20 protein-coding genes are annotated in these 26,393 nt (G+C 66.9%); 9 read left to right on the forward strand and 11 right to left on the reverse strand.

Annotated elements, in window-relative coordinates:
* Window positions 1-67: 67 nt before the first annotated feature.
* From ruvC to pdxT, 3 genes are read right to left on the reverse strand one after another with little or no spacing between them, the layout of a single operon-like run.
* Window positions 68-655: a crossover junction endodeoxyribonuclease RuvC gene (gene ruvC / locus QK291_RS15430; protein ID WP_282383511.1), complete on the reverse strand. Its 588-nt coding sequence runs from the start codon at window positions 653-655 to the stop codon at window positions 68-70.
* Window positions 652-1,407 (reverse strand): YebC/PmpR family DNA-binding transcriptional regulator, encoded by a 756-nt coding sequence (locus QK291_RS15435; RefSeq protein ID WP_282383514.1) that lies wholly within the window; start codon window positions 1,405-1,407, stop codon window positions 652-654. Before QK291_RS15435 ends, ruvC begins: the two co-directional genes overlap by 4 nt.
* Before the next feature lie 3 nt (window positions 1,408-1,410).
* Window positions 1,411-2,112 carry a pyridoxal 5'-phosphate synthase glutaminase subunit PdxT gene (gene pdxT, locus QK291_RS15440; protein ID WP_282383517.1) on the reverse strand — a complete coding sequence of 234 codons (702 nt, stop codon included), beginning with the start codon at window positions 2,110-2,112 and terminating at the stop codon, window positions 1,411-1,413.
* A gap of 81 nt (window positions 2,113-2,193) precedes the next feature.
* Here pdxT and QK291_RS15445 point away from each other — a divergent pair, with 81 nt between their 5' ends.
* From QK291_RS15445 to QK291_RS15465, 5 genes are all read left to right on the forward strand, one after another.
* On the forward strand, window positions 2,194-3,573 hold the full coding sequence (locus QK291_RS15445) for a Mur ligase family protein (protein WP_282383519.1): 1,380 nt from the start codon (window positions 2,194-2,196) through the stop codon (window positions 3,571-3,573).
* Window positions 3,570-4,385 carry a glutamine amidotransferase gene (locus QK291_RS15450; RefSeq protein WP_282383521.1) on the forward strand — a complete coding sequence of 272 codons (816 nt, stop codon included), beginning with the start codon at window positions 3,570-3,572 and terminating at the stop codon, window positions 4,383-4,385. Before QK291_RS15445 ends, QK291_RS15450 begins: the two co-directional genes overlap by 4 nt.
* 293 nt (window positions 4,386-4,678) lie before the next feature.
* Window positions 4,679-7,126 carry a hypothetical protein gene (locus tag QK291_RS15455; RefSeq protein ID WP_282383523.1) on the forward strand — a complete coding sequence of 816 codons (2,448 nt, stop codon included), beginning with the start codon at window positions 4,679-4,681 and terminating at the stop codon, window positions 7,124-7,126.
* 297 nt (window positions 7,127-7,423) lie between these two features.
* Window positions 7,424-8,524 carry a glycosyltransferase family 4 protein gene (locus QK291_RS15460; protein WP_282383524.1) on the forward strand — a complete coding sequence of 367 codons (1,101 nt, stop codon included), beginning with the start codon at window positions 7,424-7,426 and terminating at the stop codon, window positions 8,522-8,524.
* The gene (locus QK291_RS15465; protein ID WP_282383527.1) at window positions 8,521-9,366 is read left to right on the forward strand and encodes a class I SAM-dependent methyltransferase; all 846 of its coding nucleotides are present in this window, start codon (window positions 8,521-8,523) and stop codon (window positions 9,364-9,366) included. Before QK291_RS15460 ends, QK291_RS15465 begins: the two co-directional genes overlap by 4 nt.
* Window positions 9,367-9,462: 96 nt before the next feature.
* Here QK291_RS15465 and QK291_RS15470 read toward each other — a convergent pair whose 3' ends face one another.
* On the reverse strand, window positions 9,463-10,749 hold the full coding sequence (locus tag QK291_RS15470; protein ID WP_282383530.1) for a CapA family protein: 1,287 nt from the start codon (window positions 10,747-10,749) through the stop codon (window positions 9,463-9,465).
* A gap of 81 nt (window positions 10,750-10,830) precedes the next feature.
* Here QK291_RS15470 and QK291_RS15475 point away from each other — a divergent pair, with 81 nt between their 5' ends.
* Complete coding sequence (locus tag QK291_RS15475; protein ID WP_282383532.1) at window positions 10,831-12,843, forward strand: M3 family metallopeptidase; 2,013 nt, start codon at window positions 10,831-10,833, stop codon at window positions 12,841-12,843.
* Between the two features lie 152 nt (window positions 12,844-12,995).
* Here the strand turns inward: QK291_RS15475 and pdxS are convergent, their stop codons facing one another.
* The 6 genes from pdxS to QK291_RS15505 all read right to left on the reverse strand — a co-directional run bounded on the left by pdxS (window position 12,996) and on the right by QK291_RS15505 (window position 21,311).
* Window positions 12,996-13,922, reverse strand: coding sequence for a pyridoxal 5'-phosphate synthase lyase subunit PdxS (pdxS, locus tag QK291_RS15480; protein ID WP_282383535.1), 927 nt, complete (start codon window positions 13,920-13,922; stop codon window positions 12,996-12,998).
* A gap of 170 nt (window positions 13,923-14,092) precedes the next feature.
* On the reverse strand, window positions 14,093-14,731 hold the full coding sequence (gene pgsA, locus QK291_RS15485; protein WP_282383537.1) for a phosphatidylinositol phosphate synthase: 639 nt from the start codon (window positions 14,729-14,731) through the stop codon (window positions 14,093-14,095).
* A complete protein-coding gene (locus tag QK291_RS15490; protein WP_282383540.1) occupies window positions 14,721-15,344 on the reverse strand; it encodes an HIT domain-containing protein in 624 nt (207 codons plus the stop codon). The genes pgsA and QK291_RS15490 overlap by 11 nt, the downstream gene beginning before the upstream one ends.
* A gap of 20 nt (window positions 15,345-15,364) precedes the next feature.
* Window positions 15,365-17,374 carry a threonine--tRNA ligase gene (gene thrS / locus QK291_RS15495; RefSeq protein WP_282383543.1) on the reverse strand — a complete coding sequence of 670 codons (2,010 nt, stop codon included), beginning with the start codon at window positions 17,372-17,374 and terminating at the stop codon, window positions 15,365-15,367.
* Between the two features lie 107 nt (window positions 17,375-17,481).
* Complete coding sequence (gene dnaE / locus QK291_RS15500) at window positions 17,482-20,982, reverse strand: DNA polymerase III subunit alpha (protein ID WP_282383545.1); 3,501 nt, start codon at window positions 20,980-20,982, stop codon at window positions 17,482-17,484.
* Window positions 20,979-21,311 carry a DUF6504 family protein gene (locus QK291_RS15505; protein WP_282383547.1) on the reverse strand — a complete coding sequence of 111 codons (333 nt, stop codon included), beginning with the start codon at window positions 21,309-21,311 and terminating at the stop codon, window positions 20,979-20,981. Before QK291_RS15505 ends, dnaE begins: the two co-directional genes overlap by 4 nt.
* Before the next feature lie 144 nt (window positions 21,312-21,455).
* On the opposite strand from QK291_RS15505, the gene QK291_RS15510 reads away from it, so the two are divergent.
* A complete protein-coding gene (locus tag QK291_RS15510) occupies window positions 21,456-21,842 on the forward strand; it encodes a hypothetical protein (protein WP_282383550.1) in 387 nt (128 codons plus the stop codon).
* 10 nt (window positions 21,843-21,852) lie between these two features.
* Here the strand turns inward: QK291_RS15510 and QK291_RS15515 are convergent, their stop codons facing one another.
* Window positions 21,853-22,173 (reverse strand): chorismate mutase, encoded by a 321-nt coding sequence (locus tag QK291_RS15515; RefSeq protein ID WP_282383552.1) that lies wholly within the window; start codon window positions 22,171-22,173, stop codon window positions 21,853-21,855.
* A gap of 708 nt (window positions 22,174-22,881) precedes the next feature.
* Here QK291_RS15515 and QK291_RS15520 point away from each other — a divergent pair.
* The gene (locus QK291_RS15520; protein WP_282383554.1) at window positions 22,882-23,601 is read left to right on the forward strand and encodes an SOS response-associated peptidase; all 720 of its coding nucleotides are present in this window, start codon (window positions 22,882-22,884) and stop codon (window positions 23,599-23,601) included.
* A 432-nt stretch (window positions 23,602-24,033) separates the two neighbouring features.
* The gene (locus QK291_RS15525; RefSeq protein WP_282383555.1) at window positions 24,034-26,325 is read left to right on the forward strand and encodes a phytase; all 2,292 of its coding nucleotides are present in this window, start codon (window positions 24,034-24,036) and stop codon (window positions 26,323-26,325) included.
* Window positions 26,326-26,393 lie beyond the last annotated feature (68 nt).

Here is a 26,393-nt window from a genome sequence, read left to right on the forward strand (position 1 = left end):
GAACACCCGGCTATCCGAACATATCTACGAATACCCTATCAAGTGCTGCGACCGGTCAGTCGGACATTCAGCGTGCACGGCGCGCTTTGGCCTCCGCGTCCGCCCAGGCCCGCTGGGCCGGGGTCAGTGAGAGGCTGCCCGGTCCCGTCGCGGCTGCGCCCGTGTTGGAAATACCGCTCCCGGCCCGCCAGGCGTGGGTGATGGCCAGCGCGAGGGCGTCGGCGGCGTCGGCCGGCCGGGGCGGGGCGTCGAGCCGGAGGATCTTGGTCACCAGTTTGGTGACCGCATCCTTGTTGGAGGTGCCGCTGCCGGTGACCGCGGCCTTGACCTCGGACGGGGTGTGCAGGGCCACCGGGATGCCGCGGCGCGCGGCGGCGGCGATCACCACGCCGGAGGCCTGGGCTACCCCCATCACGGTGCTGACGTTCAGCTGGGAGAAGACGCGTTCGACGGCGAGGACGTGCGGTTCGTACCGGTCGAGCCACTCGTCGATGGAGGTGGCAATGACCAGCAGGCGCTGGTCAAGGCTTTCCTCCGGGGAGGTTCCGACGACGCCGAAGGCCACCATGGTGGCGCGGCGGTTCTTTTCGACGTCCACGACGCCGATCCCGCAGCGGGTGAGGCCCGGATCGACGCCGAGGACGCGGAGGGTCACTCGGCTTCCAGTGCGGCCTGCACTTCGTCGCTGAGGTCGGCGTTGCTGTAGACGTTCTGGACGTCGTCGAGTTCCTCAAGGGCGTCGACGAGCTTCAGGAACTTCTTGGCGGCGTCGAGATCCAGCGGGACCTGCATGGACGGGACAAACTCTGCCTCGTCGGTGTCGTACTCCATCCCGGCTTCCTTGAGGGCATCGCGGATGGCCTGGAGGTCGGTGGGCTCGGAGTGGATCTCGAAGCTGTCGCCGTTGTCCTTGACTTCCTCGGCGCCGGCGTCGAGGACGGCCATCAGGACGTCGTCCTCGGTCAGTCCGTTCTTCGGCAGCGAGACTACGCCCTTGCGGGAGAAGAGGTAGCTGACCGAACCGGGGTCGGCGATGGTGCCGCCGTTGCGGGAGATGGCGAGCCGGACCTCGGAGGCAGCACGGTTTTTGTTGTCAGTGAGGCATTCGATCAGCAGCGCGGAGCCCTGCGGTCCGCGGCATTCGTACATGATCTCGGTGTAGTCCACGACCTCGCCGGTGAGGCCGGCGCCGCGCTTGATGGCGCGGTCGATGTTGTCAGCCGGGACCGAGGTTTTCTTGGCCTTGGTGACCGCAAGTTCCAGACCCGGGTTGCCGGCGAGGTCCGGGCCGCCCATGCGTGCGGCAACTTCGATGTTCTTGATCAGCTTGGCGAACGACTTGGCCCGGCGGCTGTCGAGGATGGCCTTTTTGTGCTTGGTCGTCGCCCATTTGGAGTGGCCTGACATGCTTTACGCTTCTCCTCTGATCATTCGAATAAACAGTTCGTGCACACGCTTCTCCCCCGTCACTTCCGGGTGGAAGGAGGTGGCCAGCAGCTTGCCGGCACGCACTGCAACAATTCTAGCCGTCCCGGCCAGCGCCTCCGGGTGGGAGGCCTTGGAAGGCTCCACGGTCGCGAGCACCTCCACGCCGGCGCCGACGCGCTCCACCCAGGGCCCGCGGATGAAGACCGCGTGGACCGGGGCGACGCCGGCGGCGGTGGCGCTGAAGTCGAGGCCCTTGAAGTCGAGGTCCGTCTCGAAGGATTCGCGCTGCCGGCCGAAGGCGTTCCGGCGCACCGTGATGTCCAGCCCGCCGAAGGTCTGCTGGGGGCTGCCGGCGAGGTCCCTGGCGGGGTCGGCGATCTCCTCCGCGAGGAGGATCATCCCGGCGCACGAGCCGTAGACCGGCAGCCCGTCCCGGATGCGTTGGCGCAGCGGGTCGCGGAGCCCGAAGGCGCGGGAAAGCTTGTCGATCGTGGTCGATTCGCCGCCGGGAATGATGAGGCCGTCGAGTCCATCGAGTTCGGACGGCCGGCGCACGCCGACGCCCGCGGCGCCGGCCGATTCGACCGCCTGCAGGTGTTCGCGGAAGTCGCCCTGAAGTGCAAGGACGCCAATCCGCAGCCCTGTTCCCCCCAGGGAAGCGGGCGCAGAAATGGGGTTGGTCATCGGACCAGCATAGTGTCCCGGACACGTCGCCTGCCGCCTCCCGGCGGGCTTCTATGCTGCCGCTGGGATATATTACAAAGCATGTTTTACTTCAGCGTTCCGCTCGGCAAGCTCGTCCGCCGGGTCTCCCGGCTTAGGGGCGGAGGCTCTGCCCTTCCCGGGCTTGTGGTCGAGAAAATCGACCCCGGCTTCATGCGCAGGACCCTGTCCACGCTGCCGCACGGCGTCGCCGTCGTCAGCGGCACGAACGGCAAGACGACCACCACGAAGATGGTGGTGGAACTGCTGGAGAGCCAGGGCCTGAAGGTCTTCACCAACCGCACGGGCAGCAACTTCACCCGCGGGGTGGCCGCTGCGCTGCTGGGCGAGGTGGACTGGCGGGGACGGCTGCAGGCGGACGTCGCGGTGCTGGAACTGGACGAGGCCCATGCGGTGCACTTCGTCAACCAGGTGCCGCCGCGTTACTGCCTGCTGCTCAACGTCCTGCGGGACCAGCTGGACCGCTTCGGCGAGATCGACAAGACGGCGCAGCTGCTGCAGCACATCGCCTCCAAGACCACCGGCACGGTCGTGCTGAACCGGGAGGACCCGCGGGTCGCGCGAATCGCGGAAGCGCTCCCCGCGGCCGCGCACACCACGGGCACCGTCACATCGGGCACGGCAACAACAGGCATGCACACCACGGGCACCGCCGGCGGTCCCGAGGTCCTCTACTTCGGCCTCGATGATTCGCTGCTGAGCACCTTCCCGAACGACGATGAGATGCGCGCCGCCCCCGGCAGCCCGGTGCCGCCGGCCCCCGCGAAGCCGCACGCCGACGTCGTGCTTCGCCGGGTGGGTGCGGCGGACGCGGATTTTGAGTACGACGGCGTCACGGCCACCACCGCGATGAAGCTCCGCGGCGTTTACAACATCTTCAACGCCGCGGCCGCGCTGACCCTTGCCCGGGCCATTGCGGTGGGTGACTCAGTCCATGGAGAAACGGCCGCCGCGGACAACGAGGGCCTGCTTAAGGCGCTGTCCCAGGTGGCGCCGGCGTTCGGGCGCGGTGAGAGCCTCGTCGTCGACGGACTGCCGCTGGACCTGGTCCTCGTCAAGAACCCCAGCGGCTTCCGGCTCGGGCTGAAGTCCTTCCCGGCCGCGGGGTACGCCACGATGATCGCGATCAACGACAACTATGCCGACGGCCGGGACATGTCCTGGCTCTGGGACGTCGAATTCGACACCCTCCGGGAGGGCGGTGTGGACCAGGTGAGCGGCTCCCGCGCCTATGACATGGCGCTTCGCCTGCAGTACGACGACGTCGCGATCGGCGCGGTGAACACCGAGATAGTGCCCGCACTGGCGGCCTTCATCAGCGGCGCCAGGGACAAACCGAAGCGGGTCTTCTGCACCTATACAGCGATGCTGGCAATCCGCCGCGAGCTGGCCAAAATCACCACAGTGGAGGTGGTCTCATGACCCCCCAGCCCCCCGCCACCGAATCAAGCCCGGCCAGCGGATCCAGGTTCTCGTTCGGGCACGAACTGCCGCCCGAGGAATCCCCGGTTCCCAGCAAGGGCACCATCCGGGTCCTGCAGCTGTACCCGCGGGACATGAACATTTACGGCGACTGGGGCAACGCCCTGGTGCTGGCCCAGCGGCTGCGCTGGCACGGATACACCCCGGAGCTGCTCGAGTACAACGTCGGGGACGAATTCCCGTCGGACATTGACCTGATCGTCGGCGGCGGCGGGCAGGACAGCGGCCAGCTCGTCATCCAGGACGACCTGCTCTCACGCGAGACAGTCCTGAAGGAGCTGGCCAAGGACGGCACCCCGATGCTGGTGATCTGCGGGCTCTACCAGCTGTTCGGAAAGTTCTTCAAGACCCGGACGGGGTCCGTGATCCCGGGGATCGGCGTCCTGGACGTGGAGACCCTCGGTACCGACCAGCGGCTGATCGGCAACGTGTCAGTGTCTTCCCCCGAGTTCGGCACCGTCCTGGGGTACGAGAACCACAGCGGCCAGACCACGCTGGGTCCGGGCGTGTCACCGCTGGGCGCCACGGCCAAGGGCACCGGGAACAACAGCACCGACGGGCAGGAAGGCGCCCGCTACCGGAACATCGTGGCGAGCTACCTCCACGGCTCCCTGCTGCCGAAGAACCCGGCGCTGGCGGACTTCCTCATCCGGACCGCCGTCGAACGCAAATACGGCAGCTTCTCCCCCGGCACCCCGGACGACTCCTACGCCGTCCTCGCCCGCGAGCACGCCGCCCGCCGCCCGCGCTGAGCCGGCGGTCAGTGCGCGATCATTTCGGCCCAGCGCCTCAGCGCCCAGCAACACGTTGCGGGGTCTGGACGCTTCCCCGGCGCGTAGGGCGCGAGTGGTGAAGAGCCGCCAAGACAGGTAGCCGCTACTCGTGACAGCCTCTCCGGCCCGACCCTAGGCTCGGCGGACCGGCCGGTGTCGAGGGCTATGGAAGCTGGGGCCAGAGACCACGACCGGATAGTAGTACTGCCGCGTCCTTCTCCTCCGTGGGCGCGGCTCCCACTGTTAGTCCGATCAGGCCCGGGAGTGTTGTGATGAAAATGAAGCGTGTCGTCAGTTGGCTGGCTCAAGCATTGGTGCTCGCCACCATCGTTGCGGGAAACATCCTTGCTGTTTCCAGCAGCGCGGTGGCCGAGAGCAGTTACGGTTCTCCGAGTATTAAATATTTCGGGGTGGACAACCCTCCGACGGCGGACAAGCCCCAGAGCAAGCTCTGGTGGAACGACGGTTCCTGGTGGGCGGACATGTGGACGTCCGGCAGCGGCTGGCACATCTACCGGCTGGACCGGAGCGTCGACAAGTGGGTTGACACCGGGGTGCTCATTGACAGCCGCCGCAGCACCCTGGCGGACACGCTCTGGGACGGCAGTCATCTGTTCATAGCCTCCCACGTCGTCACGACCAGTGAGGCAACCCCGGTGCCCTCCGTTTCCGGGCAACCCGCAAACCTGTACCGGTACAGCTACGCCAATGGCAACTACACCCTGGATAGCGGTTTCCCCACGGTTATCTCCGACACCAGCAGCGAGTCCATGACCATCGCCAAGGACAGCACCGGCGTCCTCTGGGCCACTTGGACACAGGTCAGCGGCAGTTCCGCCTCCGGGTTCACCAACGCGGTCTACGCGAACAACTCCGAACCCGACGGCACTAGTTGGGCGGCTCCTTTCGTCCTCCCCGTGTCCAACCCCAACCCGGCACCGGATGACATTTCGTCCATCGTCGCTTACGGCGGCAACAAGATCGGGGTGATGTGGAGCGACGAACTCACCGGGACTGTCTGGTGGGCGACGCGGACGGATGGAACGGACCCGGCGGCTTCGTCTTCGTGGAAGGAACAGTCGGCGGTCAAAGGTAAGGGATTGGCCGATGATCACATGAACCTCAAGTCGCTGCAGTCCGACGCCACCGGGCGGGTCTTCGCGGCAGTGAAGACCGGCCTCGACGACACGTCCGCCGATCCGACGCTTCCCCAGACGCTGTTGCTGGTCTTCAAACCGGGCACCGGGGCGTTCACACAGTCGACAATCTCCACCACCGGCGACTGCGTGACCCGCACGCAGGTTGTACTTGACTCCGAAAACGACCTCGTGCACGTGTTCCAAACCGCGCCGGCCACATCCACCAGTGGCTGCGCCTTCAGGGGCGTGGCAGGCAGCATCTACGAGAAAACCGCTTCCATGGACAATCCCGTCTTCGAGCCCGGCCGCGGCACCCCCATCATTCAGGACGGGGCCTCCCCCAACATGAACAACGTGACCACCAGCAAACAGCCGGTGGACACAACCACAGGCATTGTGGTGTTGGCAAGTGACCACGTCGCTAAGCGCTACTGGTTCTCCGACAGGCAACTTGGTACTTCGCCAGCTCCGACCGACCCCGGAGCTTTCGTGTCCGTGAGCCCGTCCAGGGTCCTGGACACCCGAAGGACCAACGCTGTCGGTGCGGACTCATCGGTATCGTTCCAGGTCGGCGGTGTCTCCGGAATCCCGGCGAACGTCTCAGCGGTCGTCTTCAACCTGACCGTCGTCGAGCCGAAGTCCTTCGGGTTCATCACCGCCTACGCCTCCGGAACCAACCGGCCCAACGCCTCGAACCAAAACTTCTCCAAGGGCCAGACGGCGGCGAACTCCGTCACAGTCCCGGTGGGGGCCGATGGAAAAGTCAACCTCTTCAACCGTTCCTCCGACACGACGCACCTGATCGCCGACGTCGCCGGCTACTACCTCGCCGGCACCCCGGTCGCCGCGGGAGCGTTCGCCCCGCTGGACCCGGCCCGGCTCCTGGACACCCGCAAAACCAATGCTGTCGGTGCTGACTCCTCGGTATCCTTCCAGGTCGGCGGTGCCCCCGGAATCCCGGCCTCGGTGTCCGCGGTCGTCTTCAACCTGACCGTGACTGAGCCGCAGTCCTTCGGGCTCATCACCGCCTACGCCTCCGGGGCAACCAAGCCCAACACCTCGAACCAAAACTTCTCCAAGGGCCAGACCGTTCCTAACTCCGTCACCGTCCCGGTAGGCGCCGACGGAAAAGTCACGCTCTTCAACCGTTCCTCCGGTACGACGCACCTGATCGCCGACGTCGCCGGCTACTACCTCGCCGGCACCCCGGTCGCCGCGGGAACGTTCGTCCCGCTGAACCCGTCCCGGATGTTGGACACCCGCAGCACCGCCCCTGTCGGTGCGGACTCCTCGGCATCCTTCCTGGTTGGCGGAGCCGCCGGAATCCCTGCCAGGGTGTCAGCGGCCGTCTTCAACATGACGGTGACCGAGCCGCAGTCCTTCGGGTTCATCACCGCCTACGCCTCCGGGAACACCACGCCCAACACCTCGAACCAAAACTTCTCCAAGGGCCAGACCGTGCCCAACTCCGTCACTTCCCCGGTAGGCACCGACAGGAAAGTCTCCCTCTTCAACCGCTCCTCCGGCACCACGCACCTGATCGCCGACGTCGCCGGCTACTACCTCGCCGGCACCCCCTAGCCGTATGAACCAGGTCAGGGAGCGAATCGGCGGTTTCTAAAGGTCGCTGCAACACCTGTTGATTGGGTGGTCAGTAGCAAAACACACAGACGCTCGGCCGGGGTATCCCGGCCGAGCGTCGTGCGTGGGCGACCGTTGACCTTCTGCGCACATCGGCGTCTTCAGAACTCCGGCGTTCGAGGCAGCTGCGGGCTGGACGCGGAGGCCAGGACGCCGTGAGAGGTATCCGGGTATCATGGGTCTCGCTGGCGGCACCGTGAGGTCCGTCGCTCAACCGGTGATCGAATGGAGGAAGCCATGGTTACGGATCCAGATCCCGAACTGGTTTTCGCCATCCCGGGCGACCTTTCAGCGCCCACCGGCGGATACGCCTATGACCGCAGCCTCCTGGCCAACCTGCCGGGCTCCGGCATCCGGGTACAACACCTCCAGCTCCCAGGCTCGTGGCCCTCGCCCGCGGCAACTGACGTTGAACAAACCAGGCGCCGGCTCGCATCACTTCGGGACCGGATCACGGTCATGGTGGACGGGCTCGCGTTCGGGGCGTTCCCGGACACGCTGCTTGAGACGTTGGACCATGGGACCGGCCATCCAGTCGTGGCCCTTGTTCACCATCCACTGGCACTGGAATCCGGTCTGGCGGAGGACGGACGCCGGATGCTCGCGAGAACCGAGCGCCACTCCCTGGCACGCGCTGCGCATGTGATTGCGACTAGCGCACTGACGGCCCGGACCCTGACTCGCGACTACGGCGTCCCGGCCGGGAAGATCACGATCGCCGTTCCAGGGACACCTCCAGCCTGCCGCGCAGGAGGCTCCGACGGCGCGCGCGGGGTGGAACTGCTCTGTGTGGGGTCGGTCTCGCCGCGCAAAGCCTATGGCGTCCTTGCCTTGGCACTTTCGCATCTGACTGATCGGCACTGGCACGTTACCATCGCCGGTGAGACTGACCGGGTGCCCGGCGAGCACGCCCGCGTGGCCAGACTCGTCGAGGCCCACGGCCTTGCCGGCAGGGTCACTTTTGCCGGTGTCCTGACGACAGATGAGCTTGAAACTGCCTTTCACTCCAGCGACCTCTTCGTCATGCCCTCCCTCTATGAGGGCTACGGCATGGCATTGGCGGAGGCCATGTCCCACGGCCTGCCGATCATCTGCACCACCGGCGGGGCCGCTGCCGAGACGGTGCCGGACGGCGCGGCTATCAAGGTCCCGCCGGGCGACGCGCTCGCCCTCGGCTACGCCGTCCGTTCACTCTTGACCTCTCCGCAGCGCCTGGCCGCCCTCGGGGAGCTCTCCTGGGCCGCCGGACGTAGTCTGCCGCCCTGGACTGCTACTGCCGATCGGGTCGCTGACGTCGTGCGGGCCCTGACCCGGTCGCTTCCGGAGCACGCGGCATGAGCGGCTTCAGCCCGGAGTGGCTGGACCTGCGCGAAACGGCCGACCACCGGGCTCGGGCTTCGGGTCCGGAACAGCAGCTGGCTGCCCACTTCGCGGCGCGCGCGCACGTCAGCGTGGTGGATCTGGGCTGCGGTTCCGGGTCCAACCTGCGGGGCACCGCGCAGTTCCTGCCGGACCACCAGTCCTGGCGGCTGGTGGACTACGACCCACAGCTGTTGACTTGGGCCAGGGCACGCCTGGCCGATTGGGCTGACGACAGCCGGTCCGACGGCGCCCTCCTTCGGCTGCGCAAGGACCACAAACGCATCGACGTCAGCTTCGCCCAGGCTGACCTCACACTCGAGCTCACGCAGGTGTTGACGCCGGCTCCGGATCTTGTCACGGCCGCCGCCCTTTTCGATCTGGTGTCGGAGCCGTGGTTGGAGCTCTTCACGGCCGCCCTCAGCGCGGCCGGGTTGCCGCTCTATACCGTCCTGATCTACGACGGCCAGCAGGAATGGCAGCCGATCCACCCGCAGGACGGGCGTGTGCTCCGCGCGTTCAACAGCCATCAGCAATGGGATAAGGGCTTCGGTCCGGCCACCGGTCCGCTGGCCCCGGCTGTGCTGGCCGGGCTGCTCGCGGCGCGCGGTTATGCCGTGCACACCGCAGCCTCACCCTGGCTGCTCGGACCGGAAGACTCGGGTCTCCAGCGCGAACTCGCCACCGGCATCGCCGCCGCCGCATCGGAGACCGGGGACGTTGCACCGGAGGAAGCCGCCGACTGGCTGGCCGCCCGCCGGGAGCCGGGTCGCGCCACGATCGGCCACTCCGACATTTTCGCCACGCCCTCGCCGTACTGAGCCCGGGCCGGCAACCCGCCATGCCCAAAAAGAAACCGCGGCTGCCCCGGACAAAAAGTCAGGACCGCCCGCGGACCCTGGGATTACGCCCAAGGGCTACGGTTCCTTGGTGATGAGCAGTTCGTGGGCGCCCGCGGCGGCTGCCCCCATCGACTCGACCGCGGTCTGGGTGCGCTGGCGTGTGGCCGCGTCCGCCGCGGCACCGGCGCAGGAACCCTGCGGGGCGTCGGAGGCAACCGAGCACCAGCGGTAGGGGCCGCGGACAATGACCGACGGCGCCCAGGCCAGGTCGGAGGCGGTCCAGGTGCCGGCGGCATCCTCGCTGAACTGGGCCCGGAGCAGCAGGCCCTCGTTGTTCACCACATAGTTCGGCGAGAGTTCGGTGATGGTGTTGCCCAGCCCGTAGGCAATCCAGGTGCCCTTGTACCGCTCGATCGGCAGCACCGAGTGCGAGTGGTGCCCATAGATCATGGTGAACTGGCCGCTGTCCGCGAGGGCATGGGCGACGCTCTTCTGCTCGGCGTTGGGCACGCTCGAATATTCTTCGCCGGCGTGCATAACACCCAGCACGATGTCGGCGCCCAGGTCCCGGGCCTTCTTCGCCTTGGCGATCATGACCTCGGGGTCGAGCATGTCCACCTGCCAGGCCGCCTCCGGGAGCTGTCCGTTCAGCCCGTAGGCCGCACTGATCACAGCGATTTTCGCCGCGGCGGTCTGCAGGATCAGGATGCCCTCGGCGTCGGCTGCGCTCCGGTAAGAACCCGTGTGCTGCAGTCCGGCGGCGTCGAGGGCATCCAGGGTGCGGACCAGCCCGGCAGTGCCGCGGTCGACGGTGTGGTTGCTCGCGGTAGTGCACGCCTGGTAGCCGACCTGCTGGACGGCCGGGAGGATCTGCGGCGGGACGTTGAACGATGGGTACGCGGAGAAGGGCCCGGCCGGTCCGGCGACCGGTGTCTCCAGGTGGCAGATGGCGAGGTCGCCGCTCTCGACGTACTTGCGCTGGCCCTCAAGCAGCGGCGCGAAGTCCAGGCCCTTGGCGCCGGCGGCCAGGGCATCGGCGCGGGCCTGCTCCCAGAGCTGGGCATGGACGAGCATGTCCCCCGTGACCACCACCGAGGCGCAGCGGACGGCGGCGCAGTCGGGCCCCTTGCCCGGCGTCGGCGTCGGTGAAGGGCTCGGGGTGCTCGACGGCGACGGGGCCGGCGCCGCACCCGGACTCTGTGCCGCGGACGAAGCGGCAGTGTTCCCCGCGGCCGACGGGGAGCCTGAGGCAGTGCTTTCGGTCCGGGCGCCGATGCCGCAGGAAGCCACCGAGGCCACCAGGGAGACCGCGGCGGCGGCGGCGAACAGACGGCCGCGCAACTGGGGGGAGATGGTACGCATGGCGCCATCCTACGGCGGCAACGGCGCCAACACGCGTAGCAGACCATTGAGACTCGCCCCTTTACATGAAAGAGTTATTTCATGACCAATCCCCTGATGAGCCCCAGCCCCCTGCCATTCGGCCTGCCGCCGTTCGCGGACATCACCGACGAGCACTACGCCGAAGCCGTGGAGGCCGGCCTCGCCGAGCACCTCGCAGAAATCCAGGCAATCGTGGACACCGCGGAGCCGGCCACCTTTGAGAACACCGCATTGGCCATGGAGCGGTCCGGGCGGCTCCTGCAGCGGGCGGCGGCCTCCTTCTTCACCCTTGTCTCGGCCGATGCCTCGGACCCCATCCGCGAACTCGAGACCGTCCTGTCCCCGCGGTTTTCCGCCCACCAGGACGCCGTCTACCTCAACCGGGGGCTGTTCGAACGTTTCGCCGCGGTCACCACGGACCAGCTCGACCCCGAATCCGCCCGGCTCGTGGATGAGTACCTCAAGGAGTTCCGCCAGTCCGGCATCCAGCTCGACGCCGCCGGCCAGGCACGCCTCAGGGCCGTCAATGCCGAACTCTCCCGGCTCGGAACCGAGTTCGGACAGCGGGTGAAGGAGGGGATGAAGTCCGCCTCGCTGCTGCTCGACGACGCCGCCGAACTCGCCGGCCTGCCCGCTGACGATGTTGCCAGCGCCGCGGAAGCCGCCCGCACCGCCGGGCACGAGGGCAAGTTCCTGCTGACCCTCATCCAGCCCAGCAACCAGCCCGCCCTTGCCGCCCTCGAAGACCGGAACGTCCGCAGGCGCCTGTATGAGGCCTCCATCGGCCGCGGCAGCGACGGCGGCGCCCTCGATGTCTTGGACCTGGTCAAGGACATGGTGAGGCTGCGTGCCGAGAAGGCGGCGCTGCTGGGCTTCGCCAACTACGCCGAACTCGTGGTGGACCAGCAGACCGCTCCGGACTTCGCCGCCGTGCAGACCATGATGAACCGGCTCGCGCCGGCCGCCGTCCGGAATGCCGACGCCGAGGCAGAGGCACTGGCGGAAGTCGCCGGCCACCCCCTCGAGGCCTGGGACTGGGCCTTCTACTCCGCGAAGGTCAAGCGAGAACGCTACGCCGTGGACGAGCAGGCCCTTCGCCCCTACTTCGAGCTGGACCGCGTCCTGGTAGACGGCGTGTTCTTCGCTGCCAGCGCCCTCTATGGCATCACGTTCCACGAACGCGCCGACCTCGCCGGCTACCACCCGGACGTGCGCGTCTGGGAAGTCCGGAACGCCGACGGGACCGAACTGGGCCTGTTCCTGGGCGATTACTACACGCGCGAATCCAAGCGCGGCGGGGCCTGGATGAATTCCCTCGTGGAACAGTCGGGACTGCTCGACACCCGGCCAGTGGTGATCAACAACCTCAACATCTCCAAGCCGCCGGCCGGGGAACCCACGCTCCTGACCCTGGATGAGCTCCGGACGACCTTCCACGAGTTCGGCCATGCCCTGCACGGGTTGTTCTCCGCGGTCACCTATCCACGGTTCTCCGGCACCTCCGTGCCGCGGGACTTCGTGGAATACCCCTCGCAGGTGAACGAAATGTGGATCATGTGGCCGGAGGTACTGGCCAACTACGCCCGCCACCACGCCACCGGAGAGGCCCTTCCGCAGGAGGTTGTGGACAAGCTCGACGCCGCGCAGCTCTGGGGCGAGGGCTTCGGCACCACCGAATACCTGGGCGCGGCCCTGCTGGACCTCGCCTGGCATGTGCTGGACAGTTCCGAGGTGCCCGAGGATGTCCTGGAGTTCGAGGCCAAGGCGCTGGCCGCGGCCGGCGTGGCGCACCACCTGATCCCGCCGCGCTACCGCACCGGCTACTTCCAGCACATCTTCGCCGGCGCGGGCTATGCCGCGGGCTACTACTCCTACATCTGGAGCGAGGTGCTGGACGCCGAAACGGTGGAATGGTTCAGGGAACACGGCGGCCTCACCCGGGCCAACGGGGACTTCTTCCGCGCCGAACTGCTCGGCCGGGGCAACAGCCGCGACCCGCTGGATTCCTTCCGCGCCGTCCGCCGCCGCGACGCCGGGCTCGAACCCCTCCTCAAGCGCCGCGGCCTCGACTGACCCGCACCCCACCCCCCATCGACTGCTCCGCAACGGCCCTTTTGGAGCCCCATAAGGGCCGTTGCGGAGCAGTCGATGGGGAAACAGACGACGACGGCGGCGAGCCACCAGAAAGGTGACTCGCCGCCGTCGTCGGTGGTCCTTTGGTGCAGTTACCAGCCGCGCTGGGCGAGGCGGTGCGGCTCGGGGATCTCGTCCACGTTGATGCCGACCATGGCCTCGCCCAGGCCGCGGGAGGCCTTGGCGATCTCGTCCGGGTCATCGAAGAAGGTGGTGGCCTTCACGACGGCGGCGGCACGCTGGGCCGGGTTGCCGGACTTGAAGATGCCGGAGCCGACGAACACACCGTCGGCGCCGAGCTGCATCATCATCGCGGCGTCGGCCGGGGTGGCGATGCCGCCGGCGGTGAACAGGACCACGGGGAGCTTGCCGGTGGCGGCAACTTCCCTGACCAGTTCGTACGGTGCCTGCAGCTCCTTGGCGGCGACGTAGAGCTCGTCCTCGGCCATGCCGGCCAGCCGCTTGATCTCCGCACGGATCTGGCGCATGTGCGTGGTGGCGTTGGAGACGTCGCCGGTGCCGGCCTCACCCTTGGAACGGATCATCGCCGCGCCCTCGTTGATCCGGCGCAGGGCCTCACCGAGGTTGGTGGCGCCGCAGACGAAGGGAATCGTGAAGTTCCACTTGTCGATGTGGTGGGCGTAGTCGGCCGGGGTCAGGACCTCGGACTCGTCGATGTAGTCCACACCGAGGGTCTGAATGACCTGGGCCTCGACGAAGTGGCCGATCCGGACCTTCGCCATGACCGGGATCGAGACGGCCGCGATGATCGCCTCGATCATATCCGGATCGGACATGCGGGACACGCCGCCCTGGGCGCGGATGTCGGCGGGAACGCGTTCCAGCGCCATGACTGCCACGGCTCCGGCATCCTCAGCGATGCGGGCCTGCTCGACGTTGACGACGTCCATGATGACGCCGCCCTTGAGCATCTCCGCCATGCCGCGCTTGACGCGGTTGCTGCCCGTCACGCTCTTCGTGGACGCGCCGGCTTCGCTGCTTACATCAGGTGTAGACACAAAAACCCCTATGGGTAGATAGATTTCCTCGCCGGGGCGCGGACGGCACGCAAATGCCGCTTCGCACACACCGGATTACCGGATCCATTGGCCGGTAATGCTAATACTAGTCCCCCGCCGCGCCCGGCTGAATTCCGGTTACAGCCGCTGGCAGGGCCGGAGCTGCGCGCTCAGGCGGCCTGTCCGGTCGCGGTGCCCTCGGTCTCCTCAAGCGACTGGCGGCGCACGGTCATGATCCGTTGGATGATCGTCACCAGGCTCGCGGCGGCGAGGAGGCACAGCGTTCCAAAAAGCACGACGGTGGGCAGTCCGATACCCGTGAGGCCGGTGACCACCAGAACCGAGACCAGCCGCTCGGCACGCTCGGCAAGGCCCACATTTGCCTGGAAACCCAGGGACTCGGCCTTCGCCCGGGCGTAGGAGACCACCATTCCCAGGACCAGGCAGATGACGGCGGCGATCGCGATGGGGGTGTCCGCTCCTCCGGTGAAGAACCAGACCGCGACGCCGGCGAACAGGGCACCGTCCGCTATCCGGTCCAGGGTGGAATCCAGGAAGTTGCCCCAGCGGCCTCCGCCCTTGTGCATCCGTGCCATGATGCCGTCGATGACGTCGGAGAAGATGAACGCGGTGATGAAGAGTGTGCCCCACAGGAGCTCGCCCAGCGGGTAGAACACCAGGGCGCCGATCACCACGCCGAGCGTCCCGACGATGGTGACGGCGTCCGGGGAGACGCCGATCCGCAGCAGCCAGCGGGCAAGCGGGGAGAACAGCGCGGTGAAGAAACCGCGCGCGTGCCTATTCAGCATCCGTCGCCCCGGCAGAGTCCGTCCCCGCGTCGTTGGCCTGGGGCCAGGCCTCCGCCACCTGCTGGCGGACCTCGCCGAGGGTCTGGGTGATGGCCTTGGTCTGGGCGATGATCGGGAAGAAGTTCCCGTCCCCGCCCCAGCGCGGCACCACATGCTGGTGCAGGTGCCCGGCGATCCCGGCGCCGCCGGTCACCCCCTGGTTCATCCCGAGGTTGAAGCCGGTGGGGTTGGCGACCTTGCGCAGCACGCGCATGGCCGTCTGCGTCAGCTCGGCGAATTCGGCGGTTTCCTCCACGGTCAGGTCCGTGTAGTCGGGGATGTGCCGGTACGGGCAGACCAGCAGGTGGCCCGGGTTGTACGGGAAGAGGTTCAGCACGACGTAGCTGGTCCGTCCGCGGTGGACAATCAGGGAATCGTCATCCTCGCGTTCCGGCGCCACGCAGAACGGGCAGTCGTCCACATTCTTGAACTGGTGCTGCCCGCCCTTGATGTACGCCATCCGGTGCGGGGTCCACAGGCGCTGGAACGCGTCCGGCACCCCGGCCAGGCCAAAGTCGTCGGTCACGCCGGCGTCCCCCGGATACTCCGGAGCGGCCCCTGTGGTTTCCTGCATGCCTGGTTCTTCCCTGTCCGCTAGCTGGTCCGGTTGCGGACGGCGTCGACGATCCGCTGCACGGCCTCGGCCACCGGCACGCCGTTGTCCTGGCTGCCGTCACGGAAGCGGAAGGACACGGCGCCGGCTTCGGCGTCGTCCCCGCCGGCGATCAGCACGAACGGGATCTTGTCCTTGCTGGCGGTGCGGATCTTCTTCGGGAAACGGTCCGAGGACATGTCCACCTCGGCGCGGATGCCCGCGGCCTTGAGCTGGTCCACGACGTCGAACATGTAGTCGTTGAAGGCCTCGGCCACCGGGATGCCGGCCACCTGCACGGGAGCCAGCCAGGCCGGGAAGGCGCCGGCGTAGTGCTCGGTGAGGACACCCATGAACCGTTCGACGGAGCCGAACAGGGCGCGGTGGATCATCACCGGGCGCTGGCGGGTGCCGTCGGCGGCCTGGAACTCGAGTTCGAAGCGCTCGGGCAGGTTGAAATCCAGCTGGATCGTGGACATCTGCCAGGTCCGGCCGAGGGCGTCCTTGGCCTGGACGGAGATCTTGGGGCCGTAGAACGCCGCTCCGCCCGGATCCGGAATGAGCTCCAGGCCTGAGGCTTCGGCCACCTCGGCGAGGGTGCGGGTGGCTTCGTCCCAGGCGGCGTCGTCGCCCACGAACTTGTCCGGGTTCTTGGTGGAGAGTTCCAGGTAGAAGTCGTCCAGGCCGTAGTCCTTGAGCAGGCCCAGCACGAAGTTCAGCGTGGAGGTGAGCTCGTCCTTCATCTGCTCCCGGGTGCAGTAGATGTGGGCGTCGTCCTGGGTCATGCCGCGCACCCGGGTGAGGCCGTGCACGACGCCGGACTTCTCGTAGCGGTAGACGGAGCCGAACTCGAAGAGCCGCAGCGGCAGTTCACGGTAGGACCGTCCGCGGGAGCGGAAGATCAGGTTGTGCATGGGGCAGTTCATCGGCTTCAGGTAGTAGTCCTGGCCGGGCTTGCGCACGGTGCCGTCCTCGTTCAGTTCCGCGTCGATGTGCATCGCCGGGAACATGCCCTCCTTGTACCAGTCCAGGTGGCCGGAGACCTCGTAGAGGTGGCCTTTGGTGATGTGCGGGGTGTAGACGAAGTCGTAGCCGGCGTCGACGTGGCGCTGGCGGGAGTAGTCCTCCATGGCCTTGCGGATGATGCCGCCCTTGGGGTGGAACACCGGGAGGCCGGAGCCCAGCTCGTCCGGGAAGGAAAACAGGTCCAGCTCGGCGCCGAGCTTGCGGTGGTCGCGGCGTTCGGCCTCGGCGATGCGCTCCTGGTAGGCCTTCAGGGCGTCCTTCGTGGGCCAGGCGGTGCCGTAAATGCGCTGCAGCTGCTGGTTGTTCTGGTTGCCGAGCCAGTAGGCGGCCGAGGACCGGGTCAGGGCGAAGGCGTTGGAGATCAGCTTCGTGTTGGGCAGGTGCGGGCCGCGGCACAGGTCGCACCAGATGCTGTCCCCGCCCTTGCGGTCCACGTTCTCGTAGATGGTGATGTCGCCGGCGCCGACCTCGACGCTGACGCCTTCGCCCGCGTCGGCGGCGTTGTTTTTCTTGCCCAGCAGTTCGAGCTTGTACGGCTCGTCCTTCATCGCCTCGCGGGCCTCATCCTCGGTGACCACGCGGCGGACGAACTTCTGGTTCTGGTTGATGATCTTCTGCATCATCTTTTCCAGGGTCTTCAGGTCTTCCGGCGTGAACGGCTCCTCGACGTCGAAGTCGAAGTAAAAGCCGTCGGTGATGTAGGGGCCGATGCCCAGCTTGGCGTCGGGGCGCAGCTGCTGCACAGCCTGGGCCATGACGTGGGCGGCGGAGTGGCGCAGGACGTTGAGCCCGTCCGGGGAGTCGATGGTGACGCCCTCGATCGTGGCATCCTCGGGCAGCGGCTGGTCCAGGTCCTTCAGCTCGCCGTTGATGCGGGCCACAACGACGTCGCGGCGCTCAAAAAAGAGTTCCGCGCCGGTGGTCCCGGTAGTCACCTTGGTCTCTTCGCCATCGACGAGAAGGGTGATCTGCTGGACATCTGACACGGGTGTCTCCTATTCAAAGTTTTAGGCTTCGTAGCTTGTGGCGTACGGGGACCACAGCCAGCCTCGTCCATGCTATCGGTTTCTGAACAGGCCAACCAACGCGCCACTCAGCCTCCCAGCCCGGTAATGGCAAGGTTCCGGCTGATGCCGTCCAGCGGGCCGGGCGGCTCGGGTTCCCGGTGCTCCGGGATCCCGGAAGCCGGGACCGGGAACGGCAGGGTCTCGGTGCGGCTCAGGTCCCAGGCCATGCTGGCGCTGATGCTGATCCCCCTCGGCCCGGTCCGCCGGGTGGTTCCCCGGATCAGCAGCAGCCGGGTGCCGAACAGCAGCGGCCCGGCCAGCTCCTGGGCTTCATGGAAGAAGACGGAGTCCACGCAGCCCGTGCCGTCGTCGATGCTGATGAACACCACGCGGCGCCCTCCACGCATGGGCGGGGTCTGGGTGGCGACGCGGACCCCGGCGACCAGCACCTCGGTGCCGTTGCGCAGTCCCAGCAGCTGGTCCGCGGTGGTGACGCCGAGCCTGTTCAGCAGCGGCCGGTGGCTGGCCATCAGGTGGTCGCTGACATCCACCGCCATCAGATCCAGCTCGGCCCGGACAGTATCCACCAGTGTGGGCGCTGGCAGGCCGGCCTTGAGGTTTTTCAGCTCGACATCCCCCAGCGGCAGCGAAAGCTGCCCCTCGATCACGTCGATGCCTTTGCGCTGGGGCCTGCTTTGAAGGGTCTGCAGATGCTGCACCAGGTCCGCGCGGTTGGCCGTCCCGCCGGCGGCCCGGTGCAGGGAGTCGAAGGCCCCCAACTGGGCCAGCCGCTGGATGCTGGGTTTGCTCAGGCGGGACCTGGCCCGCAGGTCCGCGAGCGAGTCATAGGGCTGTCCCGCGACAATCCTTTTCAGCTCGGTTCCGGAGAGACCGTAGATGCCGTTCAGGCTCAGCCGGATGCCCAGCTTGCCGCGGTCCGGGCCGGTGGCCACGCGTTCCACCCGGTATTCCGCCTGGCTGCGGTTGATGTCCAGGGGCAGGATGGGGATCCCCAGCCGGCGGGCCTCGGCCACCAGGAGCCGCTTGGGGTACATGCCCGGATCGTGTTCCCACAACCCGGCGAGGAAGGCCTCCGGGTGATGGGTCTTGAGCCAGGCTGACTGGTAGGTGGGCACGGCAAAGGCGGCGCCGTGGGCTTTGCAGAAGCCGAAGCTGCCGAAGGCCTTGAGCGTCCCCCAGACCTTGTCCACCACTTGGGGGCTGTACCCCCGCGAGCGGGCCTCCTTCCGGAAGAATTCCTCCACCTTGCCTTCCAGGACCTCGTTGCCGAGGGCGCGGCGGAATTCGTCGGCCCGCGCCAGCCCGCAGCCGGTCATGACATCAAAAGTTTTCAGGATCTGCTCATGGAACACCGTGACGCCGTGCGTTTCCTTCAGGACCGGCTTGAGGTCCGGGTGCGGATAGACCTCTGGCGCGAAGCCGTGCCGGTGTTCCAGGAAGGGCCGGACCATGTCCGATTTCATCGGGCCGGGCCGGAACAGGGAGATGTCGATGATGAGGTCGTTGAACTCCCGGGGGGCGAGTTTGCCGATGAGCTCCCGCTGTCCGGGCGATTCGATCTGGAAGCAGCCCAGGGTGTGGGTGCTGCGGATCAGCTCATAGGTGGGTTCGTCGTCGAGCGGCACGGCGTTGAGGTTGATCTTCCCGTCCGGGGAGATGTAGTCCGGGCCGGTCCCGTCCGGCCCCGGCGGGTGGGCGCCGGCGGCCACCACCTCGGCCTTGGAGGGATGCAGGCGGATCACCTCGCGGACGGCGAAGGCCATGGCGCTTTGCATCCGGACGCCGAGGACATCGAGCTTGAGCATGCCCATCGGGTCCATGTCGTGCTTGTCGAACTGGCTCATCGGCAGGCCCAGTCCGCTGGGCTGCACGGGCGTACGGTCCAGCAGGGTGGCATCCCCCAGGATCACCCCGCAGGGGTGCATGGAGATGTGGCGCGGCAGCCGGTCCAGCCGTTCGGTGAGGTCAACCAGCAGGTCCAACTGCTGGTTCTCGCTGAAATCGCGCTGCCCCACACGGCCGGCGAATTCCTTCAGCTCGGGCTTCTCCTCGAGGGCCTCGCGGAAGTTCCGGGCCGAGAAACGCCACAGCTGCTTGGCGATGTCCCCGATCTCGCCCTCCTCCATGCCCAGGGCCAGGCCGGCGTCGCGCACGGCACCGCGGGCGCGGTAGCCGTTTTGCATGCTCATCAGCGTGACGCGTTCGGAGCCGAAGCGCTCAAAAATCCTCCGGTACACGTTGTGCCGTTCGGCGCTTTCGACGTCGATGTCGATGTCCGGCAGGGTGGCGCGGTCCCGGGAGAGGAAGCGTTCGAAGATCAGGTCGTGCTCCAGCGGGTTTACCTGGCTGACGTCGATCAGGTAGTTGACCAGGCTGGAGGCCCCCGAGCCGCGGGCCGCCGCCCGGACTCCCATGTCCAGGATCATCCGGGAAACCTCGGCCACGGTCAGGAAATAGGCGGCGAAGCCCAGGCTGTCAATGATCCGCAGCTCGTGCCCCAGCCGCGAGCGCAGTTCCTCGGCGGGTTTGCCGGTGATCCCCGGGAACCGCTTGCTGATCCCTGCCTCACAGCGCTGGGTGAGCTCCACCAGGGCGTCCCCGGCGATTCCGATGACCGAGGCTTCCGGCACCACGGGCTGTTTCCATCCCATGTCCGCCACCGGATCGATCCGGCAGCGGTCCGCGAGCGCCTCTGTCTGGGCCATCAGGTTCTTGAGGTCCGCGGCGCCGTACCCGGCGGCGTGCATGATCTCCTTGCCCAACTGGAGCATCTGTGCCGCGGATTTGAGCCAGCCCTGCCCGTTGGGCTGGAGTTGCGGGGCGGCGGAGAGTTCGGGCAGCGATTTGAGGGTCCGGGCGGAGTCCAGCACGTCGGCGGTGGCCGCCCCGTCCTCGGCGACATACCGCACGGCGTTGCTCAGCACGGCCGGAACGCCGTGTTCGGCGGCGAGCTTGAGCATCCGCACTGCGTGCGCGGTGCTGAACGGTTCCCCGGGCGGGCTGAGCTGGCTGACCACCTCGGCGGCGACGGTTCCGGGCGGCATGGCATCGAGCCAGCGTTTGAACAGGGTACGGGGGCGCAGGTAGCGCCTGCCCCCCATGGCGCGTCCGACGTCGGAGTCCGGGCCGATCAGAACGGTCAGCACCGGCTTGAGGGTTTCCGGGTGCAAGGTGCGGGAAGCCAGCTCGGCCCGGGTCACGGCGACGGGCACCGCTCCCCCGGCCTTGCCCGTGGTGCGGGCATGGCCATCGGAGATCAGCCGGCAGAGCGCGCGGTAGCCGGCGCCGTTGTTGTTCCCGTGGGCCAGCACGATGACTCGGCCCCCCACCTGGGTGCGGAGGTCGCCGTCGTCGTCAAAGACCGCAAGGTCCACCCCGACGATCGGATCCAGCCCCGCGGCCATGCAGGCCAACAGGTGTTTGACCGTCCCGTAGAGGCCGTCGCGGTCCGTGCAGGCGAGCGCCGTCGCCCCGTCCCCGGCCGCGGCGGCGGCCAGCTCCTCCGGCCAGGAGACCCCGTAGTGGGCGCTAAAGGCGGTGGAGACATGGAGATGGGTGAAGCTCATGCCGATTCTGGCTTCCGGACGGGGAGCAGGCCATCGTGGATCCGCAGCAGGCGCCAGCGTCCGCTGCCCACGTGCCGGGTCAGGTCAAGGGTGAGGCTGTCCGGCTCGGCGGAATCTGTCCGGCGCACCTGGACCCGCCAAATCTCATGATCCACCAGGCCGGGACCGCTGCCCAAGGGTGCGCGCTGCTCTTCCGCCCACCACTGGCGCCGCCCGTACCAGCGCACCGGTTCCGCGCAGACGGTGTAGTGGCGGCCTGCCCAGTCAAGTTCCAGGGGCTGGCCGGAGGGTGCGCAGACGACATCCACCGACTCGCTGAACATGCCCATCGCCCCTCCCGGACCACACCGGCTGTACTAAACCAGCCAGTAACTATTCGAACACATATTCGAACAACTCCAGTCTACGACGGTGCCGGGGCAAAACCTAGATCAGGGGTGGACGGACGCAGGCACAGGTAGCAGGATTGAGCCATGAGCTCCCATAACGCACTTCTCAAGCAGGTAAGCATCGCCGCCGAGGACAAGTCCTTGGTGGCGAAGTTCGATATAGACGGAAATATCCCCGGTCAGGGCGCGTACGTTGTGGGGCTGGTGGCAGCAACCCCGGATCACTCCCATCAGCGACGAATGGGGATCGAGTTCATGAACGGGGAGGCCGTGTCCTTCTACTGCTTCAGCCACGACGGCACGGAAGAGAACTTTGACCTCATGGGTGTGGAGCACTCCGGCAACACCATTACCGGGCACTTTCCGATCAGCACCATCATGGGCCTGGCCAAGGGCCACCTCATGACGGCGTTCAGCGACTGCGACGGCCGCGACTACCAGGCGAACGTCCCGGTGGAGGAATCCCTCTAGGCTCCCGGGCCTAGGAGCTGGCTTTGTAGACTTCCAGTTCGAGCGTGATGAAGGCGTCGATCATGGCCCGGTAGGTCTTTTCAACGAGTTCGACGTCGATGTCCTTCTGTTCCGCCGTGGCGCGGACGTGTTCGATTACCCGTTCCACGCGGCCGGGGGCACGGACCTCGGCGCTATCGGACTTGAGGGTTCCGGCGATCCGGATCAGGCGCTCGCGGCGTCCGATCAGCGACACGATCTGCTCGTCCACCTCGTCAACAGCCACCCGCACGGCGGCGAGCTGTTCCCGGTCGGCCTTGGCAGCTTTATCGTTTTCGTGAAGTGTGGACATGTCAATGACAGTATCCGAAAGATGCAGCCACGAGTCGATTTATTTTCACAGGGTGTACGCCCTGCTGACGCCTCCCGTCGCTTCCATGTCGACGCCCTGGGCTGGCCCGTGCCCGGGAATCCGGGGCGACGCCCTCTCCATCCAGGCAACAACACCCCTGCACGGAAGGGCTTCAGCCGAAGGCGCCAATTGTGACCTAGGGCACTATGACCCTATTGGGCTGATCGACTGCGCCGCTACCGTGGCTTGGAGCACACGGCGGCACGCTTTTCGAGCCGGTGTGCGGTGGGCTACGAACTGGAGGGGTGCCGCGTCTCTTCGGCGGCACCCCGCAGCTTCCTCACCATCCGTCCTGCCACGACGTGCTGTCCGGCCTGCTGGCGGTTTGGCACTGCGCCAGCCGGGTCCAGGGCACGCCACTACGGCGGGCGGCTCAGCTGGAGAGCAGAGCGGTCGAGGTCGCGTCCGCCAGGTGCGGTATCAGAGTCGCGGCATCGAGAGTTGCGGCATCGTCCGCCGTGGAAGCCGTGAACGCCGCCCGCGGCGAGCTGCTGCGGTTGTGCGGCGTCCATTCGGCGTCCGGCGCAGGCCGATGCCCGGATCGACTCGTTTCCGCCGGCAGGGGCTCCAAGGCATCGCAGGCATGTTGTCCACATCAGCTTCGGCCCGGGACCGGAATCACCGGCCGGCAGCGGGCATAATGGGCATATGTGCGGCAGATACGTCATGAGCAGAGCCGTCGGTGATCTTCTCGCGGCATTCGACGTCCAGGAATCCTACGTCGATGAACTCCAGCCTTCCTACAACGTTGCCCCCACCGACACCGTCCCCTTGATTCTGGACCGGAGCTCAGGAGACGGCGCACCAGTGACGAGGAAGCTGGTCACTGCTCGATGGGGCCTGGTTCCGTCCTGGGCCAAGGACCCCAAAGGCGGCGCGAGACTCATCAACGCCAGAATGGAAACCGTCACCGAAAAACCCTCCTTCAGGAAGGCCGCATCAGCCAGACGCGGATTACTCGCAGGCGACGGATATTTTGAGTGGGAAAAGACCCCAGACGGCGGGAAGATCCCCACCTACCTATTCGGGACGAACAACCAGATCCTCGCCTTCGCCGCCCTCTTTGAAAATTGGCCCGATCCTTCCCTGCCCAACGACCACCCGGACAAATGGCTGCGGACTGCCACGATCATCACCACCGAGGCCTCCGATGCCCTCGGCCACATCCACGACCGCACCCCGATGATCGTGCCTCCGGAGATGTATTCGGACTGGCTCGACCCCGGCACAACCTCCGAGGCCGACGTCCGCGCCCTGCTGGACTCGATGCCCGAACCGCACCTGGTGCCACGGGTCGTCAGCGACCGTGTCAACAGCGTCCGCCACAACGGGCCGGAGCTCATAGAACCAGCCCCCGCCGGCAGCTGACAGCTAACAGCCCCCAATTGCCGGCCCGGCGCCAGCGCTGTCGTCATCACCGCGATTGTCCGCTCCCCACCGTGCGTCCTCATCCGCGCCTCCGCCGCCGTGGAGGTGGGCGGTCGCCGGTCGCAGGATATTCCGGCCTCGGGCCCGCAACCAAGAGCTAGTAGTCCGGGGCTGAAAGACGGGTAGCGCCTGCGAAAAGCGAGTACGGGAATGCCCGTTGCCCCGCTGGTCGGTCTCTTGTCCCGGACATACACTGGCCGGGTCTTGGCCTTAATATCATCGGAACATCTCACGGTTCGTCGCCGGCAAGCCCGCGACTGGCAGAACGTAGGACGCCATGTCTGTACGCAGTCTCCCGAATCGACATAGTTCGCGCGGGCCGGGCACGGAGGTTCCCCGGAATTCCCGGCATCAGGCGTTGGGAGGCCGGAAGTGACACGCAAATCGAAGTTTGCTGCCATGCTGACGGTGGCTGGGCTACTCGCTGGACTGCATGTGGGGCTCGCTGCTCCGGTCGCGAGTGCGGCGGTGGCGCCGGTGAGCGCAACGGTCGAAACGGCCCCGATTCACGGATCAGGGGATGCCGCGGACGACCCGGCCATCTGGATCCACCCCACCGACCCGTCCAAGAGCACCATCATAGGCACGGACAAGAGCACGGATGGGCGGGGTCTTGTCGTTTACGACCTGTCCGGACGGGAGTTGTTCTATTACCCTGACGGACGGATGAACAATGTTGATGTCCGCTACAACTTTCCCCTCGGCAGCAGCCGCGTCGGCTTGGTCGGCGTCTCGAACCGGGTCAGGAGCCTTGACTTCTACAAGGTCAACGAGTCTGACCGCTCCCTGACGAAGGTCGGCAGCTTCGCGCCCACCGCCAACATCGGCACGCCCCGCGGGTTCTCCTTCTACCATTCCCCGGACACCGGTAAGTATTTCGCTTATGTCACCGATGTCGGCAAGGTCGAGCAGTGGGAACTTGACGGCTCCACCGGATCAGTTACGGGACGTCTCGTGCGCAGCTGGACCGTAAGCGGTCCCGCCCACACCGAGGGCCTGGTGGCCGATGATGAGATGAAGCGGCTCTACATTGCGCAGGAGGACATCGGCGGGATCTGGCGCTACGGCGCCGAGCCCGGGGACTCGACCGCGGGGACGAAAGTTGTCAGCACCACTGAGAATGGCGGCGACATCGTTCAGGACATCAAGGGCATCAGCATCTACTACGGTAGCGGTGGCGCCGGTTACCTGCTGGCCGCGAGCCAGGGCTCCAACCGCTTCCACGCCTACGCCCGCGACGACAACCGTCCGCTGGGAGCCTTCGCTATCCCGGCCGGGAACGGGATCGACGCTGTGACCGGGATGGACGGGATTGACGTCACCAACTTCGGCGTCGGCGGGCCCTTTCCCCAGGGCTTCTTCGTCACGCAGGACACCGCCAACGACAACGGGCAGCGCCAGAACTTCAAGGCGGTGCCATGGCAGTCCATCGCGGCCGCCTATACGCCGGCTTTACTCGTCGATGCTTCCTATGACCCGCGCAAAATCGGGGCTGGGACCCCGACTGCCCAACCACCGGACACTACGATCACGAGCAGGCCGGCCAACCCGACGAGCTCCACATCGGCTCAGTTCAGCTTCACCTCGACGTCGACCAGCGCGACCTTCGCCTGCTCGCTCGACGCGGCAGCATTCGCCGACTGCAACAGTCCGGTGTCGTACACGGGACTGACCGACGGCGGGCATACCTTCCAGGTTCGTGCCGCTGACCAGAACGGCCCTGACCCGACACCCGCCAGCTATGCGTGGACCGTGGACACGACGACTCCGGCAGGGGACACTACGCCCCCGGAAACGACGATCACGTCGGGACCATCTGCGACGTCGACGTCGACCAGCGCTTCCTTCGCACTCGCCTCAAGTGAAGCCAATTCGACGTTCCAGTGCAGCCTGGATGGTGCACCGCCTGTCGCGTGCACCTCGCCGCAGACCTACACCGGGTTGTCGACCGGGTCCCACACGTTCGGTGCGTGGGCCACCGACGCAGCCGGCAACACCGATGCGACAGCAGCGACGCAGACCTGGACCGTCAGCCCCAGCGACCCGGGCGGCGGCAGGGGCATCATCCGGGAGTCGGTGAGCCAAGCCACGAACACCGCAGCGAGCACCACGCTTTCGATCCCCAAGCCGGCCAACGTCGCCCAGGGAGATCTCCTCGTCAGCTGTCTCGCCCTGAACGGCGGCAGCATCACCGCGACAGGTGTCCCGGCCGGGTGGACACGGCTGGCCGCCGTGACCACCATCGCAAACCCGAAAGTCTACGGCTACTACAAGGTGGCCACCGCGTCCGAGTCGGCGAGTTATTCCTGGAGGACAACTTCGACGACAAGCGGAGGGGGTATGGCGAGGTATTCCGGTGCCTCGGGGCTTGACACCGCCGCCACGTCCGCATCCGGCGCGGCAACATCCTCGGGAACCGTCCCGGCAGTGACAACGACGGCCGCGAACGCGATGCTCGTCGGATGTATGAGCGTCAACTCCGGCTCGGTCACCCTCACGACACCGACCGGGATGGCCCAGGCAGTCGAGACCGGCGCCCGCCGCTTCGAGGTTGCCGATGGCATTAGCGCGGTCGCTGGACCAAGCGGGGCGAAGACGTGGACGTTCAGTGCCGCCCGGGAGTGGGCCGGTTGGCTGGTTGCCCTTCGACCAAAGACGCCGTAACTCCGCATGTACCGGCTCCCAGGTCAACGCCGGGTGGTTTCTTTGTAGTTGATGCCGGCGTGGCCGGC

The sequence above is a fragment of the Arthrobacter sp. AL12 genome (assembly GCF_029960645.1).
Lineage (GTDB): Bacteria > Actinomycetota > Actinomycetes > Actinomycetales > Micrococcaceae > Arthrobacter.

Excerpts from the sequence above, each read along its gene's own strand:
- QK291_RS15460 (WP_282383524.1), top strand. The coding sequence starts at position 7,424 with ATGGTTACGGATCCAGATCCCGAACTGGTTTTCGCCATCCCGGGCGAC.
- QK291_RS15435 (WP_282383514.1), bottom strand. The coding sequence starts at position 1,407 with ATGTCAGGCCACTCCAAATGGGCGACGACCAAGCACAAAAAGGCCATC.
- QK291_RS15505 (WP_282383547.1), bottom strand. The coding sequence starts at position 21,311 with ATGGGCATGTTCAGCGAGTCGGTGGATGTCGTCTGCGCACCCTCCGGC.
- QK291_RS15475 (WP_282383532.1), top strand. The coding sequence starts at position 10,831 with ATGACCAATCCCCTGATGAGCCCCAGCCCCCTGCCATTCGGCCTGCCG.
- QK291_RS15520 (WP_282383554.1), top strand. The coding sequence starts at position 22,882 with ATGTGCGGCAGATACGTCATGAGCAGAGCCGTCGGTGATCTTCTCGCG.
- QK291_RS15510 (WP_282383550.1), top strand. The coding sequence starts at position 21,456 with ATGAGCTCCCATAACGCACTTCTCAAGCAGGTAAGCATCGCCGCCGAG.
- QK291_RS15515 (WP_282383552.1), bottom strand. The coding sequence starts at position 22,173 with ATGTCCACACTTCACGAAAACGATAAAGCTGCCAAGGCCGACCGGGAA.
- QK291_RS15490 (WP_282383540.1), bottom strand. The coding sequence starts at position 15,344 with ATGCAGGAAACCACAGGGGCCGCTCCGGAGTATCCGGGGGACGCCGGC.
- pdxT (WP_282383517.1), bottom strand. The coding sequence starts at position 2,112 with ATGACCAACCCCATTTCTGCGCCCGCTTCCCTGGGGGGAACAGGGCTG.
- QK291_RS15450 (WP_282383521.1), top strand. The coding sequence starts at position 3,570 with ATGACCCCCCAGCCCCCCGCCACCGAATCAAGCCCGGCCAGCGGATCC.
- QK291_RS15455 (WP_282383523.1), top strand. The coding sequence starts at position 4,679 with ATGAAAATGAAGCGTGTCGTCAGTTGGCTGGCTCAAGCATTGGTGCTC.
- QK291_RS15465 (WP_282383527.1), top strand. The coding sequence starts at position 8,521 with ATGAGCGGCTTCAGCCCGGAGTGGCTGGACCTGCGCGAAACGGCCGAC.
- QK291_RS15470 (WP_282383530.1), bottom strand. The coding sequence starts at position 10,749 with ATGCGTACCATCTCCCCCCAGTTGCGCGGCCGTCTGTTCGCCGCCGCC.
- pgsA (WP_282383537.1), bottom strand. The coding sequence starts at position 14,731 with ATGCTGAATAGGCACGCGCGCGGTTTCTTCACCGCGCTGTTCTCCCCG.
- QK291_RS15445 (WP_282383519.1), top strand. The coding sequence starts at position 2,194 with ATGTTTTACTTCAGCGTTCCGCTCGGCAAGCTCGTCCGCCGGGTCTCC.
- dnaE (WP_282383545.1), bottom strand. The coding sequence starts at position 20,982 with ATGAGCTTCACCCATCTCCATGTCTCCACCGCCTTTAGCGCCCACTAC.